Raw genomic sequence first — 23,363 nt, forward strand, 5'->3', positions numbered from 1 at the left:
GCGGGGCGCCTAGGGGACGGGGCGGAGGTCTCCGCCGACGATGTCGCCGAACAGGCGGACGGAGACCCCGCTGCCCGCGATCCAGCCCAGGAAGTCGTCGAGCACCCGCGGACTCACGCCGAACTCGTCACACGTGTCGCACACGTTGTGGAACTGGTAGGTCACCAGGCCGCCCCCGCGCTGCTCCGCCTGGAGCACGTAGGACTTGAGGACGTCGAGCGTCACCGACCGCCGTACGGCCGGCAGGGTGCGCAGGTGGTAGGCGTCCATCGTTTTGACGTCCTCGAACCGGGCGCACTTCGGGCAGGCGTCGCTCGGCGGGGCGATGCCGCCCGACCTTCGCGCGCTGTTGTACCCGCAGCTCTGGACGACGGCGACGGTCGCGGGGTCGAACATGCCGTACGGGTAGGCGAACGAGCGCGGCTTGTACCCCATGGCCAGCAGGGCGCGGCGGTCGCCGCAGATCTCCCGGCGTTTCGCGGCCTTGGAGAGGGTCGGCAGGCGGGGGTGGGTGAGGGTGTGGCCGCCGATCTCGTTGCCCGCGGCGGCCAGCCCGTCCACCTGCGCCTTCGTGAGCCGCTTGGGCCTGCCGAGGAAGTCGCTGTTGATGTAGAACGTGCCAACCAGATGGTGCTCGCGTAGAAGATCACCCGCGACCGCCTGGGTGGCCCAGGCGTCGTCGAAGGTCAGGGACACGACCGTCTTGGCCGCGTTCGGAGGGTTCCGGTGGGCTTCCCCGCCACAGGCCGCCACCAGCGCCAGCAGCCCGGCCAGTGCCACGGCGACGCACCGGGAGGCTGAGAGGGTCACTTCCTCTGCTCCTTTGTGAGTCCTCGCACACGCAACCGGGTCACCGTATCGGACAATTTTCGGCTTTCAGCACGTATCGCAGAAGGGAGTATGACCAGACAGGCGGAACACAGGTAAGACTGTGCTCATGGAAACGCACGAGAACCTTCTCTCCGGGCCACCGCCCACCCAGCTTCCGGACAGCCCGGAGGCCAGAGAGGCCCTGGAGTCCGGCGCCAAGGCCAGTGACGTCGCCGCGCGCTTCCCCGCCTATACGGCGGCCTGGGCGGCGCTCGCCGACGAATACTTCGCCGCCGGGCACGCGGTGACCTCCTACGCCTTCGCCCGCACCGGCTATCATCGGGGCCTCGACCAGCTGCGGCGCGCGGGCTGGAAGGGTCACGGCCCCATCCCCTGGGAGCACGAGCCCAACAGGGGGTTCCTCCGCTGTCTCAACGCGCTCGGGCGGGCCGCCCAGGCGATCGGCGAGAAGGACGAGGCCGAGAGATGCGCCCAGTTCCTCCGTGATAGCAGCCCAGAAGCGGTAAAGGTGCTCAGTTCCCAGTAAGCCGCGCTTGGGCGGCATGAGCCTGCTCGGGTAGTCTCTCAACGCAAGAGCCCCTGTCGCACTTGCGCCAGGGGTTTCGTTTTTGTTGCGCGGGAGTTAACCATGCCGGCTGTCGTTCTTGTGGGCGCCCAGTGGGGCGATGAGGGCAAGGGTAAGGCCACCGACCTTCTGGGCGGCCAGGTCGACTATGTCGTCCGCTACCAGGGGGGCAACAACGCGGGCCACACCGTCGTCATCGGTGACCAGAAGTACGCGCTCCACCTGCTGCCGACCGGCGTGCTGTCGCCGGACGTCGTCCCCGTGATCGGCAACGGCGTCGTGATCGACCCCGGGGTGCTCCTCGCGGAGATCGACGGGCTGAAGGAACGCGGCATCTCGTGCGACCGGCTGCTGATCTCGGCGAGCGCGCACTTGATCATGCCCCACCACAAGGCGCTCGACAAGGTCACCGAGCGCTACCTCGGCAAGGCCCGCATCGGCACCACGGGACGCGGCATCGGCCCCGCGTACGGCGACAAGATCGCGCGCATGGGCGTGCGGGTGCAGGACCTGCTCGACCCGGGCATCCTCGGCAAGAAGATCGAGGTCGCGCTGAACGAGAAGAACCAGGTGCTGACCAAGGTCTACAACCGCAGGGGCATCGACCCGGCGAAGGTCCTTGAGGAGTACCTCGGGTACGCCGAGCGGCTCAAGCCGCACATCGCCGACACCTCCCTGATCCTCAACAAGGCGCTGGACGACCACAAGGTCGTGCTGCTGGAGGGCGGCCAGGGCAACCTGCTCGACATCGACCACGGCACCTACCCCTTCGTGACGTCCTCCTCGCCGACGTCGGGCGGCGCGTGCGTCGGCTCGGGCATCCCGCCGACCCGGCTCACCCGGGTGATCGGCATCCTGAAGGCGTACACCACGCGCGTCGGCTCGGGCCCGTTCCCGACCGAGCTCACCGACGAGATGGGCGACTGGCTGCGCACGACCGGCGGCGAGTACGGCGTGACGACCGGCCGCAACCGCCGCTGCGGGTGGTTCGACGCGATCATCGCCAGGTACGCCACCCGGATCAACGGCGTGACCGATTTCTTCCTCACCAAGCTCGACGTGCTGTCCGGCCTGGAGCGGATCCCGGTCTGCGTCGCGTACGAGGTCGACGGGGTGCGCCACGACGAGATCCCGATGACCCAGACCGACTTCCACCACGCCAAGCCGATCTACGAGGAGCTGCCCGGCTGGCAGGAGGACATCACCGAGGCGAAGTCCTTCGACGACCTGCCGAAGAACGCCCAGGACTACGTGAGGGCCCTGGAGGAGCTGAGCGGTGCGCCCATCTCCGCCATCGGCGTCGGCCCCGGCCGCACCCAGACCCTCTCCCTGCGTCCCCTGGTCTGAGGCGAGCGGGCCGTCCGGGCCGCGGACGGCCCGTCCCGTCGCTGCCGCAGGGGTCGGAGCGAGAGGCCGGCGAGGAGCGCGGCCCCCGCCTGGACGCGGTCGAGGCAGGTGAGCGATAGGGTGCGCCATTGTGCAGGTGGAGATACACGGCCACCGGGGGGCACGGGGCCTACGCCCGGAGAACACCCTCCCGGGCATGGCCTACACGCTTGAGCTCGGCGTCCACGCGATCGAGTTCGACGTCGCGCTGACCGCCGACGGGCAGCTCGTGCTCACCCATGATCTGACCGTGTCGGCCGTGACCAGCGCGGACACCGTGCCTGCGACGCCGGGGGACCCCGCGTTCCCCTACGTCGGCAAGCCCATCCGCTCCCTGTCGCTCGCCCAGTTGCGCACGCTCGACGTCGGGGTGCGCCATCCGAAGGGCGAGGCCGACCGCTTCGTCCGCACGCAGGTCCCGATCCCCGGCACGCGCATGCCCACGCTCGGCGCCGTGCTCGGGCTGGTGAGCGCGTACGGCGCCGACGGCGTGCGGCTGAACGTCGAGCTGAAGTCCGACCCGACCCGGCCCGACCTCTCGGCCGACCCCCGGCGGCTGACCGAGCTGGTCGTGGCGGAGCTCGACCGGCACGACCGGCTGGACGGCGCGGCGATCCTCAGCTTCGACTGGCGCGTCCTGCGCGTCGCCCGCGATCTCGTGGCCACGCGCTACGCCCTGGTCGAGAAGGCGACGCTCGATCCCGAATGGCTCGGCCTCCGCTACAAGGAGGACTTCGGTGGCGACATCGCCGCCGCGGCGGCCTCGATCGGGGCCACCACGCTGTCCCCCGACCGGGTGCTGGTCGGCGAGGAGCTGATGGCCCGGGCGGCGAAGGCGGGGCTTCCCGTCGCGGTGTGGACGGTCAACGACGTCGAGGAGGCGTCCCTGATGATCGACCTCGGAGTCGCGGGTATCGTCACCGACTACCCCGACCGGATGCGCGAGCTCTGGGCCCAGCGCGGCCTCCCCCTCCCCGAGCCCGCCGCCGCCCTCCGCCACGCGCCCGCCTGACACTTCTGCCCCTTTCCGGCGAGTCACAACATCAACTGGAGTGCTCGCGGGAGTATTGTGCGAAGAACTGAAGTGGCAGCATCGATCACCTGGTGTCAGGACGCCGCGTACGGGAGGTCACCAATGCACGGGGAGCCACAGATTTCGAGCTGGGCGGCCGAGCGGTTCGGGGAGCGCGCCGCGTCCGTCCGGGGGCAGCTCGCCGCGTCCCTCCTGGAGGCCGCGGGGAACGCCCAGGACGCCCAGAAGTCATCGAGAAGCGACAAACGGTACGCGTACGGCTCCACCCTGATGGCCCGCCGCTACGAGGCCCTGGTCGACGGCTTCAAGAACGACCCGGGGTTCCAGGTGGTCAGGCCGTACGGCTCGCCCCACCACCTGGTCGTGCTCAACGGCAACCTGCTCCTGCCCTTCCGCTACGCCGAGGACGACACCACGCCGATCACCGAGGCGCGGGTCAGCGACGGGCGGGTCTCCGCGCTCGTCCGCGAGCTTTTCACCCGCTTCGGCCCCACGACCACCTACCACCAGGAGGTGCTCGACCTCGCGCTCGCGAGCGACGACGAGGACGCCCAGCTCGACGAGCTGACCGCGGCGCGGCCCCTCCTCGCGCAGCTCCCCGCCGACACGCGCCTGATCCCGGTCGCCTACGCCGCGAACGCCCAGGCCAGCCTGTTGAAGCTCTACTGGGGCGAGGCCGAGCTGATCGACGACATGGGCCGGATCCACTGGCTCCACTGCGAGCAGATCCCCCTGCTCACCGCGCTGCCGTGGGTGTCGCAGGGCCTGCCGGTGGCCGAGCCCGACGTGGCCGAGCGCTTCGACCGCGGCGCCGAGCCCGACCTCACCCTCGTCCGCCGTCCCGCGGTCGAGCGCCGGAATGCGATGATCTTCCCCGTGAACAGCGAGCCCACCGACGACCAGCCGATCGCCGACGCCGATGAGCGACCGTAAGACCGACCGTGGGAGACCGACTCCGCAGGCGGTGGCCGACGGCTTCGACCAGGCGCGGCTGACCCAGGCGCGACGGCTGGCGGGCATGACCAAGAAGGACCTCGCCGAGCGGGTGGGGGTCACCCCGGCGGCCGTCGGGCAGTACGAGACGGGCATGACCCACCCCAGGCCCGACCTCATCCCGCGCCTGGCGGGCGCCCTCGGCGTCCCCCTGGCGTTCTTCCTGTCGGGCCGGCCGCACGCCAAGCTCGACGGGTCCATGGCCCACTTCCGCAGCCTGCGCTCCACCCGCGTCCACCAGCGGGCCAAGGCCGTCGCGTTCGTCGAGCAGGTCTGGGAGCTGACCCACGCGCTGGAGAAGCGCGTACGGCTGCCGCACGTCGACCTTCCGGGGTTCTCCGGCGGCGAGGTCCACTCGGGGGTGGAGCTGCCCCGCGACCCGGCCGCCGCCGCCCGCGAGCTGCGACGGCACTGGGGGCTCGGCACAGGGCCGATCTCGCATCTCGTCCGCCACATGGAGGCCCACGGCATCGTCGTGGTGCTCCCCCCGCCCGACGAGGACGCCACCACCGTCGACGCCTTCTCGACCTCGCAACTGCCCCGGCCGATCGTCGTGCTGACCGCCAACCGCTTCGACGACATCCACCGCTACCGCTTCACCGCCGCCCACGAGCTGGGCCATCTCGTCCTCCACGGCGACACCGCCGCCGGGGACGTCCAGCAGGAGCGCGAGGCCGACACGTTCGCGGCCGAGTTCCTCACCCCGCGCGACAGCATCCTGCCCGAGCTCCCCCGGCGCCTCGACCTGCGGCGGCTGGCCGAGCTCAAGCACGTGTGGGGCGTCTCGATCAGCTCACTGCTCTACCGCTGCCGCGAGGTCGGCCTGCTCTCCGATTCCTCGGCCAGCCGGGCGTACCAGCGGCTCGGCGCCCTCCGCGACCAGCCGGGCTTCGCCGGCGAGCCCATCACCGGCTACCCGGGAGAGCACCCGGTCCTCCTGCGGCAGGCCTTCGACCTGGCGTCGGCGGAGACCGACCTCACCATGGCGAGGCTCGCCACCCAGCTCGCCTGGCCGCTCCCCCGCGTAAGAGAGCTACTCGGCATCCGCGACCAACGCCCCAAATTGGTGATCGTCCCCTGATGGCGATCCCCCTGAACCGTCGCGGCAAGGGGGTGCGTTAGCCTCGACCACGACATCGCGGGAGTCCGGCGCACCGGGCTGAGAGTGCGGCCGGAGCGGCCGCAGACCGCTCGAACCTGACCGGGTCATGCCGGCGTAGGGAGTCTGTTCCGATGACGACGTTCGAGCCGGCCGTTTCGCATGCGCGCCCGTACAGCGAGGAGCTGTGGGAGGCCATCGAGCCGATCTACACCGCGATCCTGGACCATCCGTTCATCACCGGGCTGGTCGACGGCACCCTGCCGCGTGAGGCCTTCCGGCACTTCGTGGTGCAGGACTCCCACTACCTGCGGGAATACGCGCGGGCACTGGCCCTGTGCGCGGCCAAGGCGCCGACCGAGGACGACGTACGGGCCTTCGCGGGCGACGCGGTGGGAGCGATCGCGGCGGAGCAGGAGATGCACGCGGAGTTCATGGCCCAGCTCGGCGGTTCCCCGGCACAGGCCGCGGACCTACCGGTGGGCCCGACCACCCGGGCGTACACGAGCTACCTGCTGGCCACGGTGTACGGCGGGTCGTTCCTCGACGGCCTCGCGGCGGTGCTGCCGTGCTACTGGATCTACGCCCGCGTCGGCGAGGCGCTGCTGGCCAAGTCGTCTCCCGACCCTCTCTACCGGCGCTGGATCGCCACCTACGGCGACGAGGCCTTCCAGAGCGTCGTCCGCCGAGTGGTGGCCCTGACCGACCGGGCCGGGGAAGAGGCCACCCAGCGCCAGCGCCTGCGAGCCCGGGAACACTTCGTCACCACATCCCGCTACGAGTGGATGTTCTGGAACGCCGCCTGGCACCAGGAGTCCTGGCCCATCTGACAGGGACAGCGCGGGCGCCCTCCAGAAGGACGGGGCACCCTGGCAAGAAGCGCCCGGATCGGTCCGGAGGCGGCGCATCGGGTGGGCGTGGTAACCGTGCACGGGCCCGTTCTGGTAGGGGTGTGGTCAGTGGGCCGGGAGGTCGTCCAGTTCGGCGGTGAACAGCAGGGCGGGGTCGACTTCCACATCCGGGACAGCTACATCCTGAAGAGCCCTGCGGGAGCGCGGCGTCCTTCCGGTCGACTACCGCACCGGGGACGTCGCCGCGCGCGTCCGCGAGCTCGCCCCCGGCGGGGTGGACGCCGTCTTCGACCACGTCGGGGGCCGGGCGTCGTCGACTCCTGGCGCCTGCTCGCGCCCGGCGGCACGCTCGTCTCCTACGGCAGCGCCTCCACCCGGGACGACAAGGGGTCCAAGCAGTGGCCCGTGCTCAAGCTGCTCGGCCGGGTGTGGCTGTGGAACGTGCTGCCCAACGGCCGCCGCGCCTACTTCTTCAACGTCTGGGCCGGGCGGGCCCTGGCCAAGAACCGGTTCAGGTCCCGGCTGCGCGCCGACCTCACCAAGGTCTTCGCAGCACTCCAGCGCGGTGAGGTCACCGCCCAGATCGCCGCGCGGCTGCCGCTCACCCGCATCGCCGACGCTCTGCGGCTGGCCGAGTCCGGCACCGTCGCCGGAAAGATCGTGCTGACCCCGTAGCGCGCGTCCCTGCCACAGCCACCGGCCGAACGCGCTTGCCTCCCCCACCCGAAACACGAGGAACCGCCATGACCGCCACCCACACCACCACGGAGGACCGCCCGTCACACGTGGTGATCGGGCGGCCCACCGATGCCTTTCCAGGTTTCATTCCTTGGGAGGCAGGAGCCGGCGTGTCGCCTCCAGCTCCTTCTTCAGTGCCTTCACCTGCTGTTCCAGCTCCAGGATGCGGCGGATCGCGATCAGCGTCATGCCTTCCCCGGTCAGCTCCGCGACGTACTGGACACGGTTGATGTCGGCGCGCGAGTAGCGGCGCTGGCCGCCCGAGGAGCGCTGCGGGCGGACCACTTCGAACTCGTCGAGGCGGCGCAGAAAGGCCTGCTGGACGTCGAGCATGCCGGCGACCTGGCCCATGGAGTACAGCGGGGCGTGGTTGTCGTCGATGGGCAACCTGGACATGTGTGCCTCCATGGTGAACGGGCCGGCGCCCGTAGCGGCACCGGCCCATCGCTCGCGGTCACCTCACGGGCGGATCGCCCTGGTGTCGCCGCGCTGGATCTCGACCTTGCGTGGCTTGGCCTTCTCCAGCACGGGGATGCGGATCTGCAGCACCCCGTTGTGGTAGGCGGCGTCGACGCGGTCGATGTCGAGGTGCTCGGAGAGGTAGACGCGCCGGGTGAAGGTGCCCATGACGCGCTCGCGCACGAACAGCCGATCGTCCTCCGACAGCTCCTCATGGCGGCTGGCGGTGACCGTGAGCACGCCGCGGTCGACGGTGACCTCGATCGAGTCGGGGTCGATGCCGGGAAGATCGAAGCGCAGGACCACGTCGTCCTTCCTGCGGATGCCGTCGAGCGGCATGGCCCCCTGGGCGCTTCCCTCTCCCCAAGTGAGGGCGCCACGGGTGAGGCGATCAAACTGGCGCTCGACTTCCTGAACGAACGGGTCGATCGACGTCAACAGCATCTCCGGAACCTCCTCGCTTGTCGGTGTAGCAGAAATCTCTAACTACAGCTGTAGGTTACCTCTCTCTAGCGATGCATGCAACTCCTAATCGGGATTGGAGAGAAGCCGTGTCGCGTGCCCCTCCGGGGCGGGAGGGGCAGGCGGAGGTCAGCGGCAGGTGGCACCGTTGAGCTGGAAGGACGTCGGAGCCGGGTTGGCGCCCTGGTGCCGTTGAAGCCGATGGTGACTCCATCCCCGGGAGCGATCTCGCGGTTCCACGTGAAGGCCGTCCGGTCGGAGGCGGCGGCCCAGCGCAGCGCACGTAGTTGTTGAACACCTGCACCGCCTCGGGCGTGCCCGGGGCGGTCGGCAGCGTCAACGGCGGGCTGCCCGGCGCCGGTGCCTGCCGGAAGCGATGTGACTTTCAGGATTGCCGGCGGAGGGTCAGAGCCAGCTGTTGCGGCGGAAGCCTCGGTAGAGGAGGGAGCAGATGACGAGCATGACGCCGATCACGAGGGGATAGCCCCACATGGCGGACAGCTCGGGCATGTGCTTGAAGTTCATGCCGTAGATGCCGGCGATCATCGTGGGCACCGAGATGATGGCCACCCATGCGGAGATCTTGCGCATGTCCTCGTTGGCCAGGGCGTTGGACCTGGCGAGCGCGGCCTGCAGGATCGAGTTGCACAGCTCGTTCGACGACTCCACCTGCTCGCAGACCCGGGAGAGGTGGTCGACGACGTCACGGAAGTACTCGCGCATCTCGGAGGGGATCATGCGGCGCTGCGGCAGGGCGCCCAGCGGCGTCTGGAGCGGCGTCACCGCGCGCTTCATCTCGATCATCTCGCGCTTGAGCTGGTAGATGCGGCCGATGTCCCGCGAGCTGACGTCGGCGAAGACGGCGGCCTCGACCTCCTCAAGCTCGGCCTGCATCAGGTCGGCGACGCAGAGGTACTTGTCGACGACGAAGTCGGCGATGGCGTGGAGCACGCCCGCCGGGCCCCTTGCCAGCAGCTTGGGCTTGTCCTCAAGGCGCTCGCGGACCTCTGCGAGCGGGCAGTGCTCGCCGTGGCGCACGGTGACCACGAAGTCGGGGCCGACGAACACCATGATCTCGCCGGTGGCGATGATCTCACTGGAGGCGGTCAGCTCGTCGTGGTCGAGGTAGGCGATGGTCTTGAGGACGACGAAGAGAGAGTCGCCGTACCGCTCGACCTTGGGCCGCTGGTGGGCCTTGATGGCGTCCTCGACGGCCAGGGGGTGCAGGCCGAAGACCTCGGCCAGCCACTCGACCTCGGGGGCCTCCGGCTCGTGCAGCCCGACCCAGACGTACGCGTCGTTGATCTCGGAGGAGGCGTTGTGCTCGCGGACGAGGCTGACGGCCTCCGGAATGCCGGAGACGCGGACCCGCTTGCCGGCGACATAGGCGCCGAACTCCACGAGCGAGTCACTGGGCGGCACGCAACGGCCGTTCATCGTCTCGCGGCGCACCACGGCCACCGACGACGAGGTGCCGAGCCGGACGTGGGTGGTGCGCGGGTGGAGGTTGATCCGCTGGAAAAGCGTGGACGAGCGCATGGCGGTCCCTTCCCGCCCGACCTCGCGGAACCAACGCGCAAAAAAGTAATAGTGCGACAGACGTCACAGGAAATAGGCGCGCGTGGCTCTCAGTCGGACACCGAATTGGAGTGGTCGGGTTTGCGCACGACGTACGTGCGCGAGCACGTACTGCTGGGATCACCAGAAGTCATCCCGATTCCACCTCCAATCGCTAAGAGACGGCCCAAAGCTGCCCCAACTTACCACAGCCAGGCTTCATTACCTAGCCTACACGGCCTTCGGATTCCTCGATCATCTGGAAGCCGGCAATTCCCCTTCGCCCGCCGCACATCGCCCGCCGGGAAGTGGCTGGAATGCCTTTCACCTGCGCGGACGTCCTCGCGGTCCGGTGACCCCAGGCCCGACCCGTAGACTCCCCAGGTGCGCGTTCTTGTGATTGGATCCGGCGGCCGCGAGCATGCCCTGTGCCGAGCGCTCGCGCTCGACCCCGCGGTCTCCGAGCTCCACTGTGCTCCCGGCAACGCCGGCATCACCTCGGTGGCGACGACGCATCCCGTCGTGCCCACCGACCCCGAGCAGGTCACGGCGCTGGCCCGTCGGCTGGGCGCCGAGCTGGTCGTCGTCGGGCCCGAGGCGCCGCTGGTGGCGGGCGTCGCCGACGCCGTACGAGCGGCGGGCATCGCCTGCTTCGGCCCCTCCAAGGAAGCGGCGCGCATCGAGGGGTCCAAGGCGTTCGCCAAGGACATCATGATGTCCGCCGGCGTGCCGACGGCGGGAGCGCGCGTGTGCGCGACGCCCGAGGAGGCCGAGGAGGCGCTCGACGCGTTCGGCCCGCCGTACGTCGTGAAGGACGACGGGCTGGCCGCCGGCAAGGGCGTCGTGGTGACCTCCGATCGCGCGGAGGCACTGGCCCACGCCGCGGCGTGCGAGCGCGTGGTCGTGGAGGAGTTCCTCGACGGTCCCGAGGTGTCGCTGTTCGCCCTGTGCGACGGCACGACCGCCGTCCCCCTGCAGCCCGCGCAGGACTTCAAGCGCGCCTACGACGGCGACGAGGGCCCGAACACCGGCGGCATGGGCGCGTACACGCCGCTGCCGTGGGCGCCGGCCGGGCTGACCGAGCAGGTCATGGCCGAGGTCGTGCTCCCGACCATGGGCGAGCTCGCGCGGCGCGGCACACCGTACACCGGGGTGCTGTACGCCGGCCTGGCGCTGACCGAGGCGGGGCCGAGGGTCATCGAGTTCAACGCGCGCTTCGGCGACCCGGAGACCCAGGTCGTGCTCGACCGGCTGGAGACCCCGCTCGCCGGCCTGCTGCACGCCTGTGCGACCGGCGCCCTTTCCACGCAGCCCGCGCCGCGCTACCGCGACGGCGCGGCGGTGACCGTCGTCATCGCGGCCGAGAACTACCCCGCCGACCCCGTCAAGGGCGACCGCGTCGAGGGTCTCGCGCCTTCCGTGAAGGACGCGTACGTCATCCACGCCGGTACCGCGCTCGACGAGGAGGGCAGGGTCGTGTCGGCGGGCGGGCGGGTGCTCAGCGTCGTCGGCACCGGTCCCGACATCGCCACGGCGCGCGCCGCCGCGTACGAGCAGGTGGGGCGCATCCGGCTGCGCGGCTCGCACCACCGCTCCGACATCGCCGCACGGGCGTGACCACGCCGGTGATCGCGAACAGGTAGCGCCGGACGGGGAGATCGCGATAAGCCGTGGGCAGAGCGATTCCCTGGAGGGGCGTATGGCAGCCGACCCGGCCGTGCACGACAGCGAGGCGCCGGACATCAGCGGGGCGCCCTCGGCGAGCCAGAAGGACGAGGGCCAGAAGGACGTGCTGCGCTGGCCCGGCGTGTGGCGTATCCACATCGCCTCGCGCGGTGAGGAGATCCAGGCCGACGCCTCCCGGTGCCTGCTCTCGCGTCCGGGTGAGCCGGGCCTCGACGTGCTGCACGCCACGATCGAACGCCACCTCGCGACGGCCGAGCGGTACGCGAGGGACCGCCAGGGCTGGCGGCGCTGGCTGACCGGGCAGGCCATCGAGGGGGCCTGGGCGAACATCTACGGCGCCACCATCCTGCTCTACGGCCTGCTCCCGGCGAACGAGCTGAACGCGCGCGCCCCCGAGGTGCTCGCGACCGGCCACGCGTACCTCCCTTCGGACGATCCCCGGCTCAGCCGGCTCGCCGCACGCGCCGCCGCGGGCGACATCGACGAGCGGGACCGGTCGCTGTTGCAGTCGGTGCTGAGGGCGGGGTACAATGCGGCCTCCATCGAGAGCGGGAGGGTGCGCAGCTTCCGCAACATGCTTGTCGGCGGGGTGGTGATCCTCACACTCATCGTCGCCGGACTGGTCGCCATCGGCGCCGTCTGGCCCCACGCGATTCCGATGTGCGGGAACGGGACGCTGCTCGCGAGCTTCGGGCCGAGGGACAACCAGGTGTGCCCTGCGGGCAACGGCGCCCCGACGCCCGGCGACGTGCCGCTGGTCGCGCTCATGGGGATGCTCGGCGCGGCGCTCGCGACCGCCGCCAGCCTGTCGACCCGCTCGGAGCTCTCCACGCGGTACTCGCTGGCCGTCGCGCAGAACCTGCTGAAGGCGCCCGCGGGGGTGGCGACCGCCATCGTCGGCCTGCTCATCCTGAACTCGGGGTTCGTGCCGGGCTTCGCCGGCCTGAGCTCGCAGACCTCGATCCTCGTGTGGGCGATGGTGTTCGGATACGCGCAGCAGGTGGTCACGCGATTCGTGGACCAGCGCGCGAACACGTTGCTGCACGCGGCCTCGCCGAACGCGCCGACGAACCCTCCCTCGCGCTGAGTGATCAGGGCTTTTCTGGGCAGCGCAGTGGAGTCAAAGTGGCCGGGCCAGCATCCCGAAAGAGCTACTGTGGGCGGATAACTTTGCCGCCGTCCGCTTGACCAGGCGCGTCATTTCCCAGATTTCGAGGAGCCTCATCATATGGTTCGTTACCGCGTGCGCGGTGGCAACGCCCTGCGTGGAACCGCCTTCATCCAGGGAGCCAAGAACGCCGTTCTCCCGATGATCGGTGCGGCTCTGCTCGCCGCCGAGGGCCGTACGGTCCTCCGCAACGTCCCGATCATCGAAGACGTCCGGCGGGCGCTCGAACTGGCCGAGGCCGTGGGCGCCAAGGTGGAGTTGCACGAGGCCGAGCGCACTCTGGTCATCGACGCGTCGCGACTCACCAGCGCCGTGCTGCCGGCCGAGATCGCCCGTCGCTTCCGCGGATCGGTGCTCTTCGTGCCCGCCCTGCTGCACCGCCTGGGCGAGGCGATCATCGAGGGCGTCGGCGGGTGCAACCTCGGCAGCCGCAACCTCGACTTCCACTACCTGGGCTACAAGCGGCTCGGCGCGGTCGTCGACGAGGGCGAGAGCGTCATCCACGTCAAGGCCGCCGGGCTCACCGGCGCGCCGCTGTACCTCGACACGCCCTCCCACACGGGCACCGAGAACCTCATCATGGCGGCGGCCCTCGCCAAGGGCACCACCATCATCGAGAACGCCGCGCTCGAACCCGAAGTGCTCGACGTCATCGACATGCTGACCAAGATGGGCGCCCGCATCAGCGGCGGCGGCACCGGCTTCATCACCGTCGAGGGCGTCGACGAGCTCACCGCCGTGGAGCACCGCGTCATGCCCGACCGCCTCGACGCGGGCGTGTTCGCGATGGCCGCCGCCATCACGGGCGGCGAGGTGAACCTCGTCGGGGCGTCGCTGGAACACCTCGGCGTGGTCCGGTGGAAGCTGGAGCAGATGGGCGTCGAGTTCGCCACCGACGGCGCGGTGCTCCACGTGCGGCGCGACCGGCCGCTGCGGCCGATCAACGTCATCACCGACACCTACCCCGGCTTCGCCACCGACCTCCAGTCTCCGATCATGACGGTGGCGTGCCTGGCCGACGGCGCCAGCTACATCCACGAGCGCATCTTCGACGGGCGGTTCGCGCTGGCGGGCGAGCTCAACAAGATGGGCGCGCACATCGAGATCGAGGGCAGCCGCGCCGTCGTCCACGGCCACACCTCGCTGGCCGGCACCGACGTGACGGCCCACGATCTGCGCTCCGGCATCGCGCTCGTGCTCGCGGGCCTGGCCGCCGAGGGCGAGACCGTCGTCTCGCCCGGATACCTCATCGACCGTGGCCACCACGACCTCGCGGCGCGTATGAAGGCCCTGGGTGGAGATGTGGTAAGAGAGATTTCCTCTACGTCGTGACTGAGCCCGTAAACCGCCTCTGACCTGTTCATATAACCATCTCCGCCATGCCTGATCGGCATAGGCCGGCGGCATTCCGGCAAATCCGGGCGTGACATTAGTGCCTCGGCGAGCGATCGTTCCAAAGAGGACTAGACCGGATGGGAGAGAAACCCGAGCCGGGAACGCCGTCAGCCGCCTTCCGGCGCCCTGATCGGCGGTCCCCGCGAGGTGGACTCGACCAGTGGATTTCGAAGAGGAAACCACGCCGGGCGCGCCGCCGGGCCGTACATCACGGCTCGGGGACCGCACGGTGTGGCGGCCTCGATCAGAGGTATGGCGGGATGGGACGAACATTGGTCGAGAGGGCCGAAGAAACTCCGCGAGGGTCACGCGTTGGCGCGTCGGCCCCGGACCTCACCATCGGGGTGGTGGGACCCCACGACCTTGTCGAACGAGTGATGCTCATGGGCCACGCGGCCGCGCCGGTTCCGTGCCGGCTGGTCGCCGCGGCCTACCGCGACGAACAGGAGGCGGCCGACAAGGTGGTGAGGCTCGGCCCGGGGGTGGACGCCTGCCTGTTCGCCAGCCCCGTGCCGTACGAGCTGGCCAGGCGCTCGGGTGTGCTCACGATCCCCGCGACGTACGTGCAGCTTGGGGGACCCGCCCTCACGGCGGCGCTGGCAAGGGCCGCGCTCGACGAGCGCATCGACCCGCGGCGGGTGAGCATCGACGTGCTCAGCCGTTCGGACGTCGAGGAGGCCTACGCCGACCTCGGCCTGCCGACCGCGGGGGTGCAGACGCGCGAGGAACCGGGCGCGACGGGCACCATCGCGGCGTATCACGAGCGCCTCGTCAGGCAGGGTGGCACGACAGGGGCCCTGACGTGCCTGCCCGGGGTGGCCGACCGGCTGACGGCAGCGGGCGTGCCCACGGTGCGCATACGGCCGACCTCCGCGGCGGTGCGCACGGCGCTGCACACGGCGGCGTTGCTCGGCGCGCACCACCGGCTGGAGGAGTCGCAACTCACGGTGGTGCTCATCGAGGTGCCGACGTTACGCGAGCCCGTACGGCGGGCTGCACCGAGATACTGGCGTGACGAGCTGAGACTGTCCCTGCACCGGCTGCTGGTCCAGGAAGCCAATCGGATGAACGCCGCCGTATGGGCGATCGACGACCACAGTTACCTGGTGACGGCGACGCGCGGTTCGATGGCCGCCGCCACCGACGGGTTCCGGGTGCTCCCCTTCGCCGCGCGCATCCGCGACGACCTTGGGCTGGCGGTGGAGGTGGGCGTCGGCATGGGCCGCACCACCCATGACGCGGAGACGCACGCGAGGGCGGCTCTGGCCCGCACGCAGGCCGGCAAGCAGCCCCAGGGCTTCGCGGTGGACCGCGAGGGCCGCACGCTGGTGCCCGCGCCCCGGATGCCTCCCCAGGCGCCTGGGCAGGGCAGGCCGAAGGGCGTCGAGGTGCTCGCACGGCTGGCCGCCAAGCTGGAGGGCGGCGACACGATTGTGGACGCGGAGAGCGCCGGGCGCATGCTCGGAGTGACTCCCCGCACGGCTCGGCGTCTGTTGCGCACGTTGGTCGACGAGGGACTCGCGTGGCCGCTTCCGCCGAACCGCACACCACAGCCTGGCCGTCCGCGCCAGCTGTACCGCCTCATCGTGGAGAAGCTGGGCCCCCGATAGCAGTGTCACCGCGGGTCATTCGCGTGGGGCGGATGACCCGCGGCGGGCATCCCGGAAGGGACGCGGCTGTGATCTCACAGGGCTGTGGACGGCTTCACGGGCATGGGCGGCTTCATGTGAACATATTGGTTCGAACATGTGGACGGCAGGCCACGTCAGCGGGTCCTCCAGCGATACGACGCCATTTATCCACAGCCTGTGGATAACGCCAAGCTGGCAGACCATTCCCCGATTTGCCTTATTTAGATGCTGAAACGTGATGTCCGGCTACCGCGAGCGACCTAGTTATCCACACGGTGTGGACAAACCTGTGGTAGAGCGGGCAACCCTCGCATCTAAGCGTCCGAAACCCGCGAGAAATATGTCCCCCTGGGCCGATATTGTCATGAGTCATGGGGACAAACACTCGTGACGTGCGGGTCTGGGCGGCGCTGGCGGCCGTGTATGTCGTGTGGGGGTCGACCTACCTCGGCATCATGATCGCCATCGAGACCATCCCCCCGATGCTCAGCGGGGGCCTGCGCTTCGCTTCGGCGGCCCTCATCCTCGGCACCGTGATCGCGGTACGCGGAGGGCTCGGGAGCTTCCGCATGACCCGGCGGGAGTTCCTCGGGGCCGGCCTGGTCGGGCTACTGCTGCTCACGGGGGGCAACGGCATGGTGGCGATCGCCGAGCGGCACATCTCCTCCGGCCTCGCCTCGCTGCTGGTCGCCTCGGTGCCGCTGTGGCTGGTGATCTTCCGCATGATGGCCCGCGACCGTCCCCGTCCGCTCACGCTGGCCGGAGTGCTCATCGGGTTCTGCGGCGTCGCCGGGCTCTCGCTGACCGGCGCCGCCTCGTCCAGCGCCGTTGGCATCGTGATCATCCTGGCGGGGTCGCTCTCGTGGTCGATCGGATCGTTCCTGCCCGGCATGATCTCCATGCCCAGGGATCCCTTCGTGGCCAGCACGGTCGAGATGGCCGTCGGCGGCGCCGGGCTCCTGCTGGCCGGCACCGTCTTCGGCGAGCGCCTGCACCCCGCCGCGATCAGCGGGAGCTCGTGGCTGGCTCTGGCCTATCTGGTCCTGGTCGGCTCGCTGGTGGGCTTCACCTCGTACGTGTGGCTGCTCGGCAACGCGCCGATCTCCCTGGTGTCCACCTACGCGTACGTCAACCCCGTGGTGGCCGTGATCCTCGGCGTCGTCGTGCTCAGCGAGCGGGTGACCACCCAGATGTTCACCGCCGGCATCGTCATCGTCCTCGGCGTCGCGATGGTCGTCTCGACCGAGCGCAGGGGGCACCGTCCCGGGACGGACGAGCCGGCCCGGGACACGGACCCCGGCCCCACGCGAGGGCTTCCCCCGGCCGGCGCCCCACAGCCCGAGGTCACCCCTTCCTGAAGGCCTCCGCCGCGGTCAGGAAGGCGTCGTTGGCGTCGGGGGAGCCGATGGAGACGCGCGCGCCCTCGGCCGCGAAGGGCCGTACGGCCACGCCCTCTACGGCGCAGCGCTCGGCGAACTCGACCGTGCGCTCGCCGAGCCGCAGCCAGACGAAGTTGGCCTCGGTGGGAGGGACCTCCCATCCCTGGCCGAGCAGGGCCTCGCGGACGCGCGTGCGCTCCTTGACGACCGTCTCGACGCGCTCCAGCAGCTCGTCCTCGGCCGCGAGGGAGGCGACCGCGGCGGCCTGCGCGATGCTGTTGACCGCGAAGGGCACCATGGTCTTGCGGACGGCCGCGGCCACGGGCGCCTGGGCGACGAGGTAGCCGACCCGCAGCCCCGCCAGGCCGTACGCCTTGGAGAAGGTGCGCAGGACGGCGACGTTCGGCCGGTCGGCGTACAGGCTGAGCCCGTCGGGCACGTCGATGTCGCGCACGTACTCGCGGTAGGCCTCGTCGAGCACGACCAGCACGTCGCCGGGCACCCCGTCGAGGAACGCCGTGAGCTCGGCGGTGCGGTTGACGGTGCCGGTCGGGTTGTTCGGGTTGCACACGAAGATCATGCGCGTGTCGGGGGTGATCGCCGCCGCCATCGCGGACAGGTCGTGGGTCTCCTCGGCGAGCGGCACCCGCACGGAGGTCACCCCCGCCAGGTCGGCGAGCAGGGGATATGCCTCGAAGGACCGCCAGGCGTAGATCACCTCGGCGCCCGGGTCGCTCACGGACTCGAAGAGCTGCTGGGCGACGGTCACCGAGCCGGCCCCGAGCGCGATGTGCTCCTGGGGCACCGAGAGGCGCGCGGCGAGGGCCTCGGTGAGCGCCACGCACGCCGGGTCGGGATAGCGGTGGACATCCCTCGCGGCGGTGGCGATCGCCTCAACCACGGAGGGCAGCGGGTCATAGGGGGACTCGTTGGACGACAGCTTGAACGAACGGCCGTCGGCGGAGACCACGGCCTTCCCCGGCCGGTAGGCGGGCATCTCATCGAGAATCGGGCGGAAACGCGGCATGGCCTTACCTTATGACGCCGCCGCAGCGGGCAGACCCCTGCCCATGCCCCCTGAAGACCGGACGCCTAACCGGCCAGGCGCAGCATCGGCGGGTGGAGCAGCTCGGCGGGCCCCCGGCGGTAGAGCATGGCCGGCCGGCCGCCGTCACGCGTGGTCGTGCGCCCCGTGGGGACGAGGAAGCCGTCGGCCTTGGTCACCTTGCGGTGGAAGTTGCGCGGATCCAGGGAGCGGCCCCACACGATCTCGTACACCCGGCGCAGGTCGGCCACGGTGAACTCCGAAGGGCAGAACGCGGCGCCGAGCGAGGTGTACTCCAGCTTGGCCCCGGCGCGCTCGATGCCGTCGAGCACGATGCGGCGGTGGTCGAAGGCCATCACGTCGAGCGAGGACACCGGCTGCCAGCTCATGTGGGCCTCGGTCGGGGCGGGCAGGTCGGGCGCGAGCCCCAGGTAGGCCACGCTCACGACGCGCTGCCGGGGGTCGCGGTCGGGGTAGCCGTAGGTCTGGAGCTGCTCAAGGTGGACCGGCGCCCCGGGCAGCCCGGCGCGCTCGGCGAGCACGCGGGACGCGGCGGCCGGGAGGTCCTCCTCCAGTTGGATGAACCCGCCGGAGAGCGCCCAGCGCCCTTCGTACGGCGGACGGTCGCGCTTCCAGACCAGCGCGCTGAGTTGCTGACAGCGCACGGTGAGCACGACGAGGTCCACGCTGACAGGAATGCGCGGCACCATGGGACGCACGTTACACCGGTACATGGGGGCCAAAGGCCCTCATGCCCCGCGGTTGAGGTAGACCGGGGCGTTGCTCTTCCGCCCGTCGGCCGACGTCACCTCCACGCGGACCCACGCGTCCGAGGGCACCGTGCTCCAGTCGACCGGCACCCAGACCTTCTGGACGGCGGGGGGCAGCCCGGGGATGGGGGTCCTGTCGATCCATCCGATCTCCGCCGAGTCGGCCTCGCGCGGCTCGTCTCCGCCGTACCAGCTCACCGTGACCTTGCCGAGGGCGAGGTTGTAGCCGCGGACCTCGATACCGTCCTGGATGCCCCGCTTGCCGAGGATGGCCTGGATCGGGATGGGCCGGTCCCAGTCCTTCGCGACCTGCTCGGCGAGCGTCGGCGTCCCGCAGGTGAAGAAGCTGCTCCACTTGTAGGAGATGATCTTGGAGATGTACGGCCCGGCGAACGCGACGGCCGCGTCCAGGCGCTTCTTGTCCGTGACGCCGCGCTTCCCGCCGGCCTCGCAGGCGCCGTCGCCCTTCGGCTCGAACGCCTCCACATTGGCCCAGAGCTGGACCTGACGCCCCTCGGCCCGCAACTCGCCCAGCGCGTTGGACATCGCGCGGTAGTAGTCGCGCGTGGCGCCGTAGTACGCCTCGCCGTAGGTGGTGTCGCCGACCACGGGCTTGAGCCGGTCGTCCACGGTCTGGCCCTTCAGGTTCGGCCAGTACAGGCCGACCTTGCCTGTGCCCCGGCTGTCCTGCGGGGCGATGATGCCGACGCCCGTCTGCGCGAGGACCTTGAAGCCCCGCGCGACCTGCTCGGGCGTCGAGGTGAACTCCTTGCCCCTGCGGGCGTCGAGGTACGGGCTGACCATGATGGGCTTGCCCGGAAGCTCCTGCTGCACGATGTCGTGCTGCTCGGCGTACACCTGGAGGGTCGTGACCACGGTCGGGTCGGGCCAGTCCCTGATCTGTAACTCGAAGGGCTGGTAGACCCCGCCGAGCGAGGTCCTGTCGTTGAAGCGGTCGCCGTAGTCCTGCAGGACGCGCCGGGTCAGCGTGGTGAGCGTCCCGATGTGCCGGGGGTCGGCCTTGGTGGGCTCCAGCCGGTCGCGCGGGGCCAGCGGCAGCGCGGGGAAGACCTTCATCGCGAAGCGGTCGGCCAGGTCGAGGATCTCGGTCAGGCTGTCCTTGAGGGCGCCGTTGACGAGGATGAGGTGGTATCCCCTGCCCTTGGAGCTGAAGTCGCACGTCGAGTCGTCAGAGCCGTCGTCGGGGGCGATCACGCGGTAGTAGACGTCGTCGCCGATCGTGATCGAGTGCTCCATCTGGGGGCAGCGGAACAGGCCCTCCCCGAACGCCTCGTCGGTCCGGTACACGTAGGTCCAGGTGATGCGGTTGCCGGGGTTGGCGGCCTTGAGCGCGGACTCGGCGGCCTGCACGCAGGTCATGCCGTTCTCCTCGCACCTCTGGTAGCGAGGGTCGGGATCCTTGCCGGCCGCGTCTCGCACCTGCCCGTCCTCGTCCACGGAGCGCGGCTGGAGCCCGAACCCGAGACGGACGACGGTGTCCCCGCCGACCTGGTGGATCGCCTGGAGTTGGCTGCGCCACGTGCAGTGGTCGGAGGTCGGTACCAGCCAGTATCCGGTGACGGCGTACGGCGTGGGCGTCGTCGTGTCGAACGTTCCGCAGGGGTCGCTGAACACGCTGGCCTCAGGCGTCGGGGTGCCCGGCTTCGGCTGCTGGGCCGGCGTGGTCGTCGCGGTCCTGGAACCTCCTTGGGAGTCCGGTAGAACGATGACTATCGCCGCGACAGCGGCCAGAAGAGCCGCTCCCAGGAGCAGAGTGAGCCCGCGCACCTTCAGGAGATTACCGTCCTTGAGTTGTGGCCCCGATAAAGAACGATCAGGGTTGGGGGGTGGCTCAGAGCCGCTGTGGCAGGGCTTCCCGGCGCCCGGGGGTGCCGCGCGCTACTTCTTCACGCCCGCCCAGGCTTCGAGCTGGGTCACGAACCTCCGGGCGGAGTTCGGCCAGTGGTGGTTGGCCCGGGCTGCCGCGTACCCGCGCGCCCCGGCGGCCAGGCGCTCGGCCGTGTCGTTGCGCAGCCGCAGCACCGCCCGCGCCACCGCCTGGGGGTCGCGCCAGGGCACGACCACGCCGCTCTGGTAGCGCTCCACCAGCTCGACGGCCCTCGGCGACGGCGTGGTGATCACCGGGATACCGTGCGCCATGTACTCGACGATCTTGGTGGGCATGGAATGCCGGTAGTTCGGCTCGTCGTGTAACAGCGAAAGGCCCGCCAGCGCCCCGTCGAGCCGCTTGAGCGCCTCGTCGTTCGGCATGAAGTCACGCCATTCCAGCACTCCATCGGCCACGGCCTGATTGAGCATGGGCCTGCTCTGGGGGTCGGCGTAACCGATCAGCTCGACCGCCACGCGGTGCGGCTGGAGCAGCCGGCCCACCTCGACGGCCTCGCGCACGCCCCGTGCCTCCGACAGCCAGCCCAGGTAGACCACGCGGTCGTCGGAAGGCTCGCTGACGTCGTCGGGCACCCAGGTCTCGTTCGGCACGACCAGGTGCGCCTGCCGGAACCGGCCCGCGTAGGCGGTCTCCGCCAGCAGCAGGTGCAGGTGGCGCTCGGCCGTACCCTCAAGCAGCCGCGCGAGGAAGCGCGTCGGCGGCCGGAGGAACGAGGGCAGCCACGGCTTCAGCGAAAGCGTGGCCGGGGTGTCCTCGTGGACGTCCCACACCACAGGGGGCCGCCGCCGCACGCCCGCGACCGCGAGCAGCAGCTCGGGATCGTGGATGAGCGCCAGGTCGACCTGGCCGCGGAGGCTCTTGAACAGCCGCCGCGCCGCCCGCACCGCGGACAGCCGCTTACGCTCCGCCGCCCTCGGCAGATCGACCCCCGTGACCCACGACCGTGGTACGACGCCGCGAGCCGTGTACGGCGCGGCGTACGTGACCTCATGACCGGCGTCCACGAGCGCGCGGATCTGCCGGTGCAGGATCCGGGCGTCCTCGGGGTGGTGGACCACCGTCATGACAAGCACGTGCACGCGCCGACCCTCCGCCCGTCAGAGCCGCTCGACGCGTTCGCCCTCGGAGAGGACGCCCCGGGTGTCGAGAAGTAGATGCGCTCGTTTCTCCACCATGTCCAGGTCGAACTCGGAGTGCTGCTGGAGCAGGACGGTCACGTCCGCCCGCTCCACCGCCTCCGCCAGATCGTCCTCTCGTGGCACTTCGACCCCGTCGACCCTCCACTGCTTCACGTGCGGGTCGGCGAAGACGATCTCGGCGCCGAGATCGCGGAACGCCCTCGCGATCGGCACCGCCGGGGTCTCGCGCTCGTCGGCGATGTCCGGCTTGTAGGTTACGCCCATCAGCAGGACGCGGGAGCCGTTGACCGGCTTCTTGGCGCGGTTCAGCAGGCGCTGCACGCGGGCCACGACGTACGCCGGCATCCGCTCGTTGATCTCCTGTGCCAGCTCCACGAAGCGGAACGGGTAGCCGAGCTTGCGCACGGCGTGGGAGAGGTACGAGGGGTCGACCGGGATGCAGTGACCGCCGACGCCCGGGCCGGGCAGGAACTTCTGGAAGCCGAACGGCTTGGTGGAGGCGGCCTCGATGGCCTCCCACAGGTTCACGCCGAGCTCGTCGCAGAAGATGGCCATCTCGTTGACGAGCGCGATGTTGACGTGCCGATAGGTGTTCTCCAGCAGCTTGGCCATCTCGGCCTCGCGCGTGCCGCTGACGGTCACCACCTGCTCGATGAACCGGGCGTAGAACGCCTCCGCGCGGTCGCGGCACGCCTCGGTATACCCGCCGACCACCTTGGGCGTGTTGCGCAGCCCGTACTTCGCGTTGCCGGGGTCGATGCGCTCCGGCGAGAAGGCGAGGTGGAAGTCGACGCCGGCGGTCAGCCCAGACGCCTCTTCGAGGATCGGGCGGACGACCTCGTCGGTCGTGCCGGGGTAGGTGGTCGACTCAAGGACGACGAGCGCTCCACGCTGGAGGTAGCGCCCCACCGACTCGACGGCGCCGCGCACGGCCGAAAGGTCCGGACGGTGGTCCTCGTCGAGCGGAGTGGGCACGCAGATGACGATGGTGTCGCTGGCGGCGAGCACCGACTGGTCGAGCGTGGCCGTGAACCCGTTGGCCAGCATGGAGTCCAGATCGGCGTCACTCAGGTCATCGATGTAGGAGCGGCCGGACGTCAGGGCGTCGACCTTGCGCTCGTCGACGTCCAGTCCGACCACGCGAAGACCTGCCCCTGTGGCTTCTTTCGCGAGGGGCATGCCCACGTAGCCCAGGCCGATGACCGCGAGGTCGTACCCGCTCACGTGGCGACCCGAGGAAGCCCGAAACAACACTGCATGGTGGGAA

General features: G+C 70.3%; 21 protein-coding genes and 1 riboswitch. Of the genes, 12 read left to right on the forward strand and 9 right to left on the reverse strand.

Annotation, left to right across the window (positions count from 1 at the left end):
- Positions 1-9: 9 nt before the first annotated feature.
- On the reverse strand, positions 10-810 hold the full coding sequence (locus ACGFIV_RS01400; RefSeq protein ID WP_358550642.1) for a polysaccharide deacetylase family protein: 801 nt from the start codon (positions 808-810) through the stop codon (positions 10-12).
- Positions 811-937: 127 nt separating this feature from the next.
- Here ACGFIV_RS01400 and ACGFIV_RS01405 point away from each other — a divergent pair, with 127 nt between their 5' ends.
- From ACGFIV_RS01405 to ACGFIV_RS01435, 7 genes are all read left to right on the forward strand, one after another.
- Positions 938-1,357 carry a DUF3151 domain-containing protein gene (locus tag ACGFIV_RS01405; RefSeq protein ID WP_358550640.1) on the forward strand — a complete coding sequence of 140 codons (420 nt, stop codon included), beginning with the start codon at positions 938-940 and terminating at the stop codon, positions 1,355-1,357.
- A 102-nt stretch (positions 1,358-1,459) separates the two neighbouring features.
- Complete coding sequence (locus ACGFIV_RS01410) at positions 1,460-2,743, forward strand: adenylosuccinate synthase (protein ID WP_358550638.1); 1,284 nt, start codon at positions 1,460-1,462, stop codon at positions 2,741-2,743.
- A gap of 136 nt (positions 2,744-2,879) precedes the next feature.
- Positions 2,880-3,794 (forward strand): glycerophosphodiester phosphodiesterase family protein, encoded by a 915-nt coding sequence (locus tag ACGFIV_RS01415; RefSeq protein ID WP_392831112.1) that lies wholly within the window; start codon positions 2,880-2,882, stop codon positions 3,792-3,794.
- 123 nt (positions 3,795-3,917) lie between these two features.
- Positions 3,918-4,748, forward strand: a complete 831-nt coding sequence (locus ACGFIV_RS01420; RefSeq protein WP_358550634.1) for a hypothetical protein — start codon at positions 3,918-3,920, stop codon at positions 4,746-4,748.
- The gene (locus tag ACGFIV_RS01425; RefSeq protein ID WP_358550632.1) at positions 4,735-5,889 is read left to right on the forward strand and encodes an XRE family transcriptional regulator; all 1,155 of its coding nucleotides are present in this window, start codon (positions 4,735-4,737) and stop codon (positions 5,887-5,889) included. The genes ACGFIV_RS01420 and ACGFIV_RS01425 overlap by 14 nt, the downstream gene beginning before the upstream one ends.
- A gap of 47 nt (positions 5,890-5,936) precedes the next feature.
- A riboswitch (TPP riboswitch) is annotated at positions 5,937-6,049 on the forward strand.
- Entirely contained in the window at positions 6,042-6,737 is a 696-nt protein-coding gene (gene tenA, locus ACGFIV_RS01430; protein WP_358550630.1) for a thiaminase II, read from the forward strand. Its footprint overlaps the riboswitch before it by 8 nt.
- Positions 6,738-6,866: 129 nt before the next feature.
- Positions 6,867-7,433: a zinc-binding dehydrogenase gene (locus ACGFIV_RS01435; RefSeq protein WP_392830945.1), complete on the forward strand. Its 567-nt coding sequence runs from the start codon at positions 6,867-6,869 to the stop codon at positions 7,431-7,433.
- A 147-nt stretch (positions 7,434-7,580) separates the two neighbouring features.
- On the opposite strand, the gene ACGFIV_RS01440 is transcribed toward ACGFIV_RS01435, so the two are convergent.
- The 3 genes from ACGFIV_RS01440 to corA all read right to left on the reverse strand — a co-directional run bounded on the left by ACGFIV_RS01440 (position 7,581) and on the right by corA (position 9,956).
- A complete protein-coding gene (locus tag ACGFIV_RS01440) occupies positions 7,581-7,892 on the reverse strand; it encodes a MerR family transcriptional regulator (RefSeq protein WP_358550628.1) in 312 nt (103 codons plus the stop codon).
- A 63-nt stretch (positions 7,893-7,955) separates the two neighbouring features.
- Positions 7,956-8,399 (reverse strand): Hsp20/alpha crystallin family protein, encoded by a 444-nt coding sequence (locus tag ACGFIV_RS01445; protein WP_392830948.1) that lies wholly within the window; start codon positions 8,397-8,399, stop codon positions 7,956-7,958.
- 423 nt (positions 8,400-8,822) lie between these two features.
- The gene (gene corA, locus ACGFIV_RS01450; protein WP_358550624.1) at positions 8,823-9,956 is read right to left on the reverse strand and encodes a magnesium/cobalt transporter CorA; all 1,134 of its coding nucleotides are present in this window, start codon (positions 9,954-9,956) and stop codon (positions 8,823-8,825) included.
- Between the two features lie 402 nt (positions 9,957-10,358).
- Between corA and purD the strand changes: the two genes are divergently transcribed.
- The 5 genes from purD to ACGFIV_RS01475 all read left to right on the forward strand — a co-directional run bounded on the left by purD (position 10,359) and on the right by ACGFIV_RS01475 (position 17,212).
- On the forward strand, positions 10,359-11,591 hold the full coding sequence (gene purD, locus ACGFIV_RS01455; protein WP_358550622.1) for a phosphoribosylamine--glycine ligase: 1,233 nt from the start codon (positions 10,359-10,361) through the stop codon (positions 11,589-11,591).
- An 82-nt stretch (positions 11,592-11,673) separates the two neighbouring features.
- Positions 11,674-12,747 carry a hypothetical protein gene (locus ACGFIV_RS01460; RefSeq protein WP_392830952.1) on the forward strand — a complete coding sequence of 358 codons (1,074 nt, stop codon included), beginning with the start codon at positions 11,674-11,676 and terminating at the stop codon, positions 12,745-12,747.
- A gap of 141 nt (positions 12,748-12,888) precedes the next feature.
- Complete coding sequence (gene murA, locus ACGFIV_RS01465; protein ID WP_392830954.1) at positions 12,889-14,160, forward strand: UDP-N-acetylglucosamine 1-carboxyvinyltransferase; 1,272 nt, start codon at positions 12,889-12,891, stop codon at positions 14,158-14,160.
- 440 nt (positions 14,161-14,600) lie between these two features.
- Entirely contained in the window at positions 14,601-15,833 is a 1,233-nt protein-coding gene (locus tag ACGFIV_RS01470; protein WP_358550652.1) for a transcriptional regulator, read from the forward strand.
- Between the two features lie 392 nt (positions 15,834-16,225).
- Positions 16,226-17,212 carry an EamA family transporter gene (locus ACGFIV_RS01475; protein ID WP_392830957.1) on the forward strand — a complete coding sequence of 329 codons (987 nt, stop codon included), beginning with the start codon at positions 16,226-16,228 and terminating at the stop codon, positions 17,210-17,212.
- Here ACGFIV_RS01475 and hisC read toward each other — a convergent pair.
- From hisC to ACGFIV_RS01500, 5 genes are all read right to left on the reverse strand, one after another.
- Entirely contained in the window at positions 17,199-18,260 is a 1,062-nt protein-coding gene (gene hisC, locus ACGFIV_RS01480; protein ID WP_358550613.1) for a histidinol-phosphate transaminase, read from the reverse strand. The two genes, ACGFIV_RS01475 and hisC, sit on opposite strands and share 14 nt — an antisense overlap.
- Positions 18,261-18,325: 65 nt before the next feature.
- Positions 18,326-18,988 (reverse strand): NUDIX domain-containing protein, encoded by a 663-nt coding sequence (locus ACGFIV_RS01485; RefSeq protein WP_358550611.1) that lies wholly within the window; start codon positions 18,986-18,988, stop codon positions 18,326-18,328.
- Positions 18,989-19,027: 39 nt separating this feature from the next.
- On the reverse strand, positions 19,028-20,836 hold the full coding sequence (locus tag ACGFIV_RS01490) for a DUF4434 domain-containing protein (RefSeq protein WP_358550609.1): 1,809 nt from the start codon (positions 20,834-20,836) through the stop codon (positions 19,028-19,030).
- Positions 20,837-20,947: 111 nt separating this feature from the next.
- Positions 20,948-22,036 (reverse strand): glycosyltransferase, encoded by a 1,089-nt coding sequence (locus ACGFIV_RS01495; protein WP_358550607.1) that lies wholly within the window; start codon positions 22,034-22,036, stop codon positions 20,948-20,950.
- A gap of 18 nt (positions 22,037-22,054) precedes the next feature.
- Positions 22,055-23,320, reverse strand: a complete 1,266-nt coding sequence (locus tag ACGFIV_RS01500; RefSeq protein WP_392830963.1) for a nucleotide sugar dehydrogenase — start codon at positions 23,318-23,320, stop codon at positions 22,055-22,057.
- Between the last annotated feature and the right edge of the window lie 43 nt (positions 23,321-23,363).

It is taken from the genome of Sphaerisporangium sp. NPDC049003, from assembly GCF_043197795.1.
In the GTDB taxonomy this organism is placed as follows: domain Bacteria; phylum Actinomycetota; class Actinomycetes; order Streptosporangiales; family Streptosporangiaceae; genus Sphaerisporangium.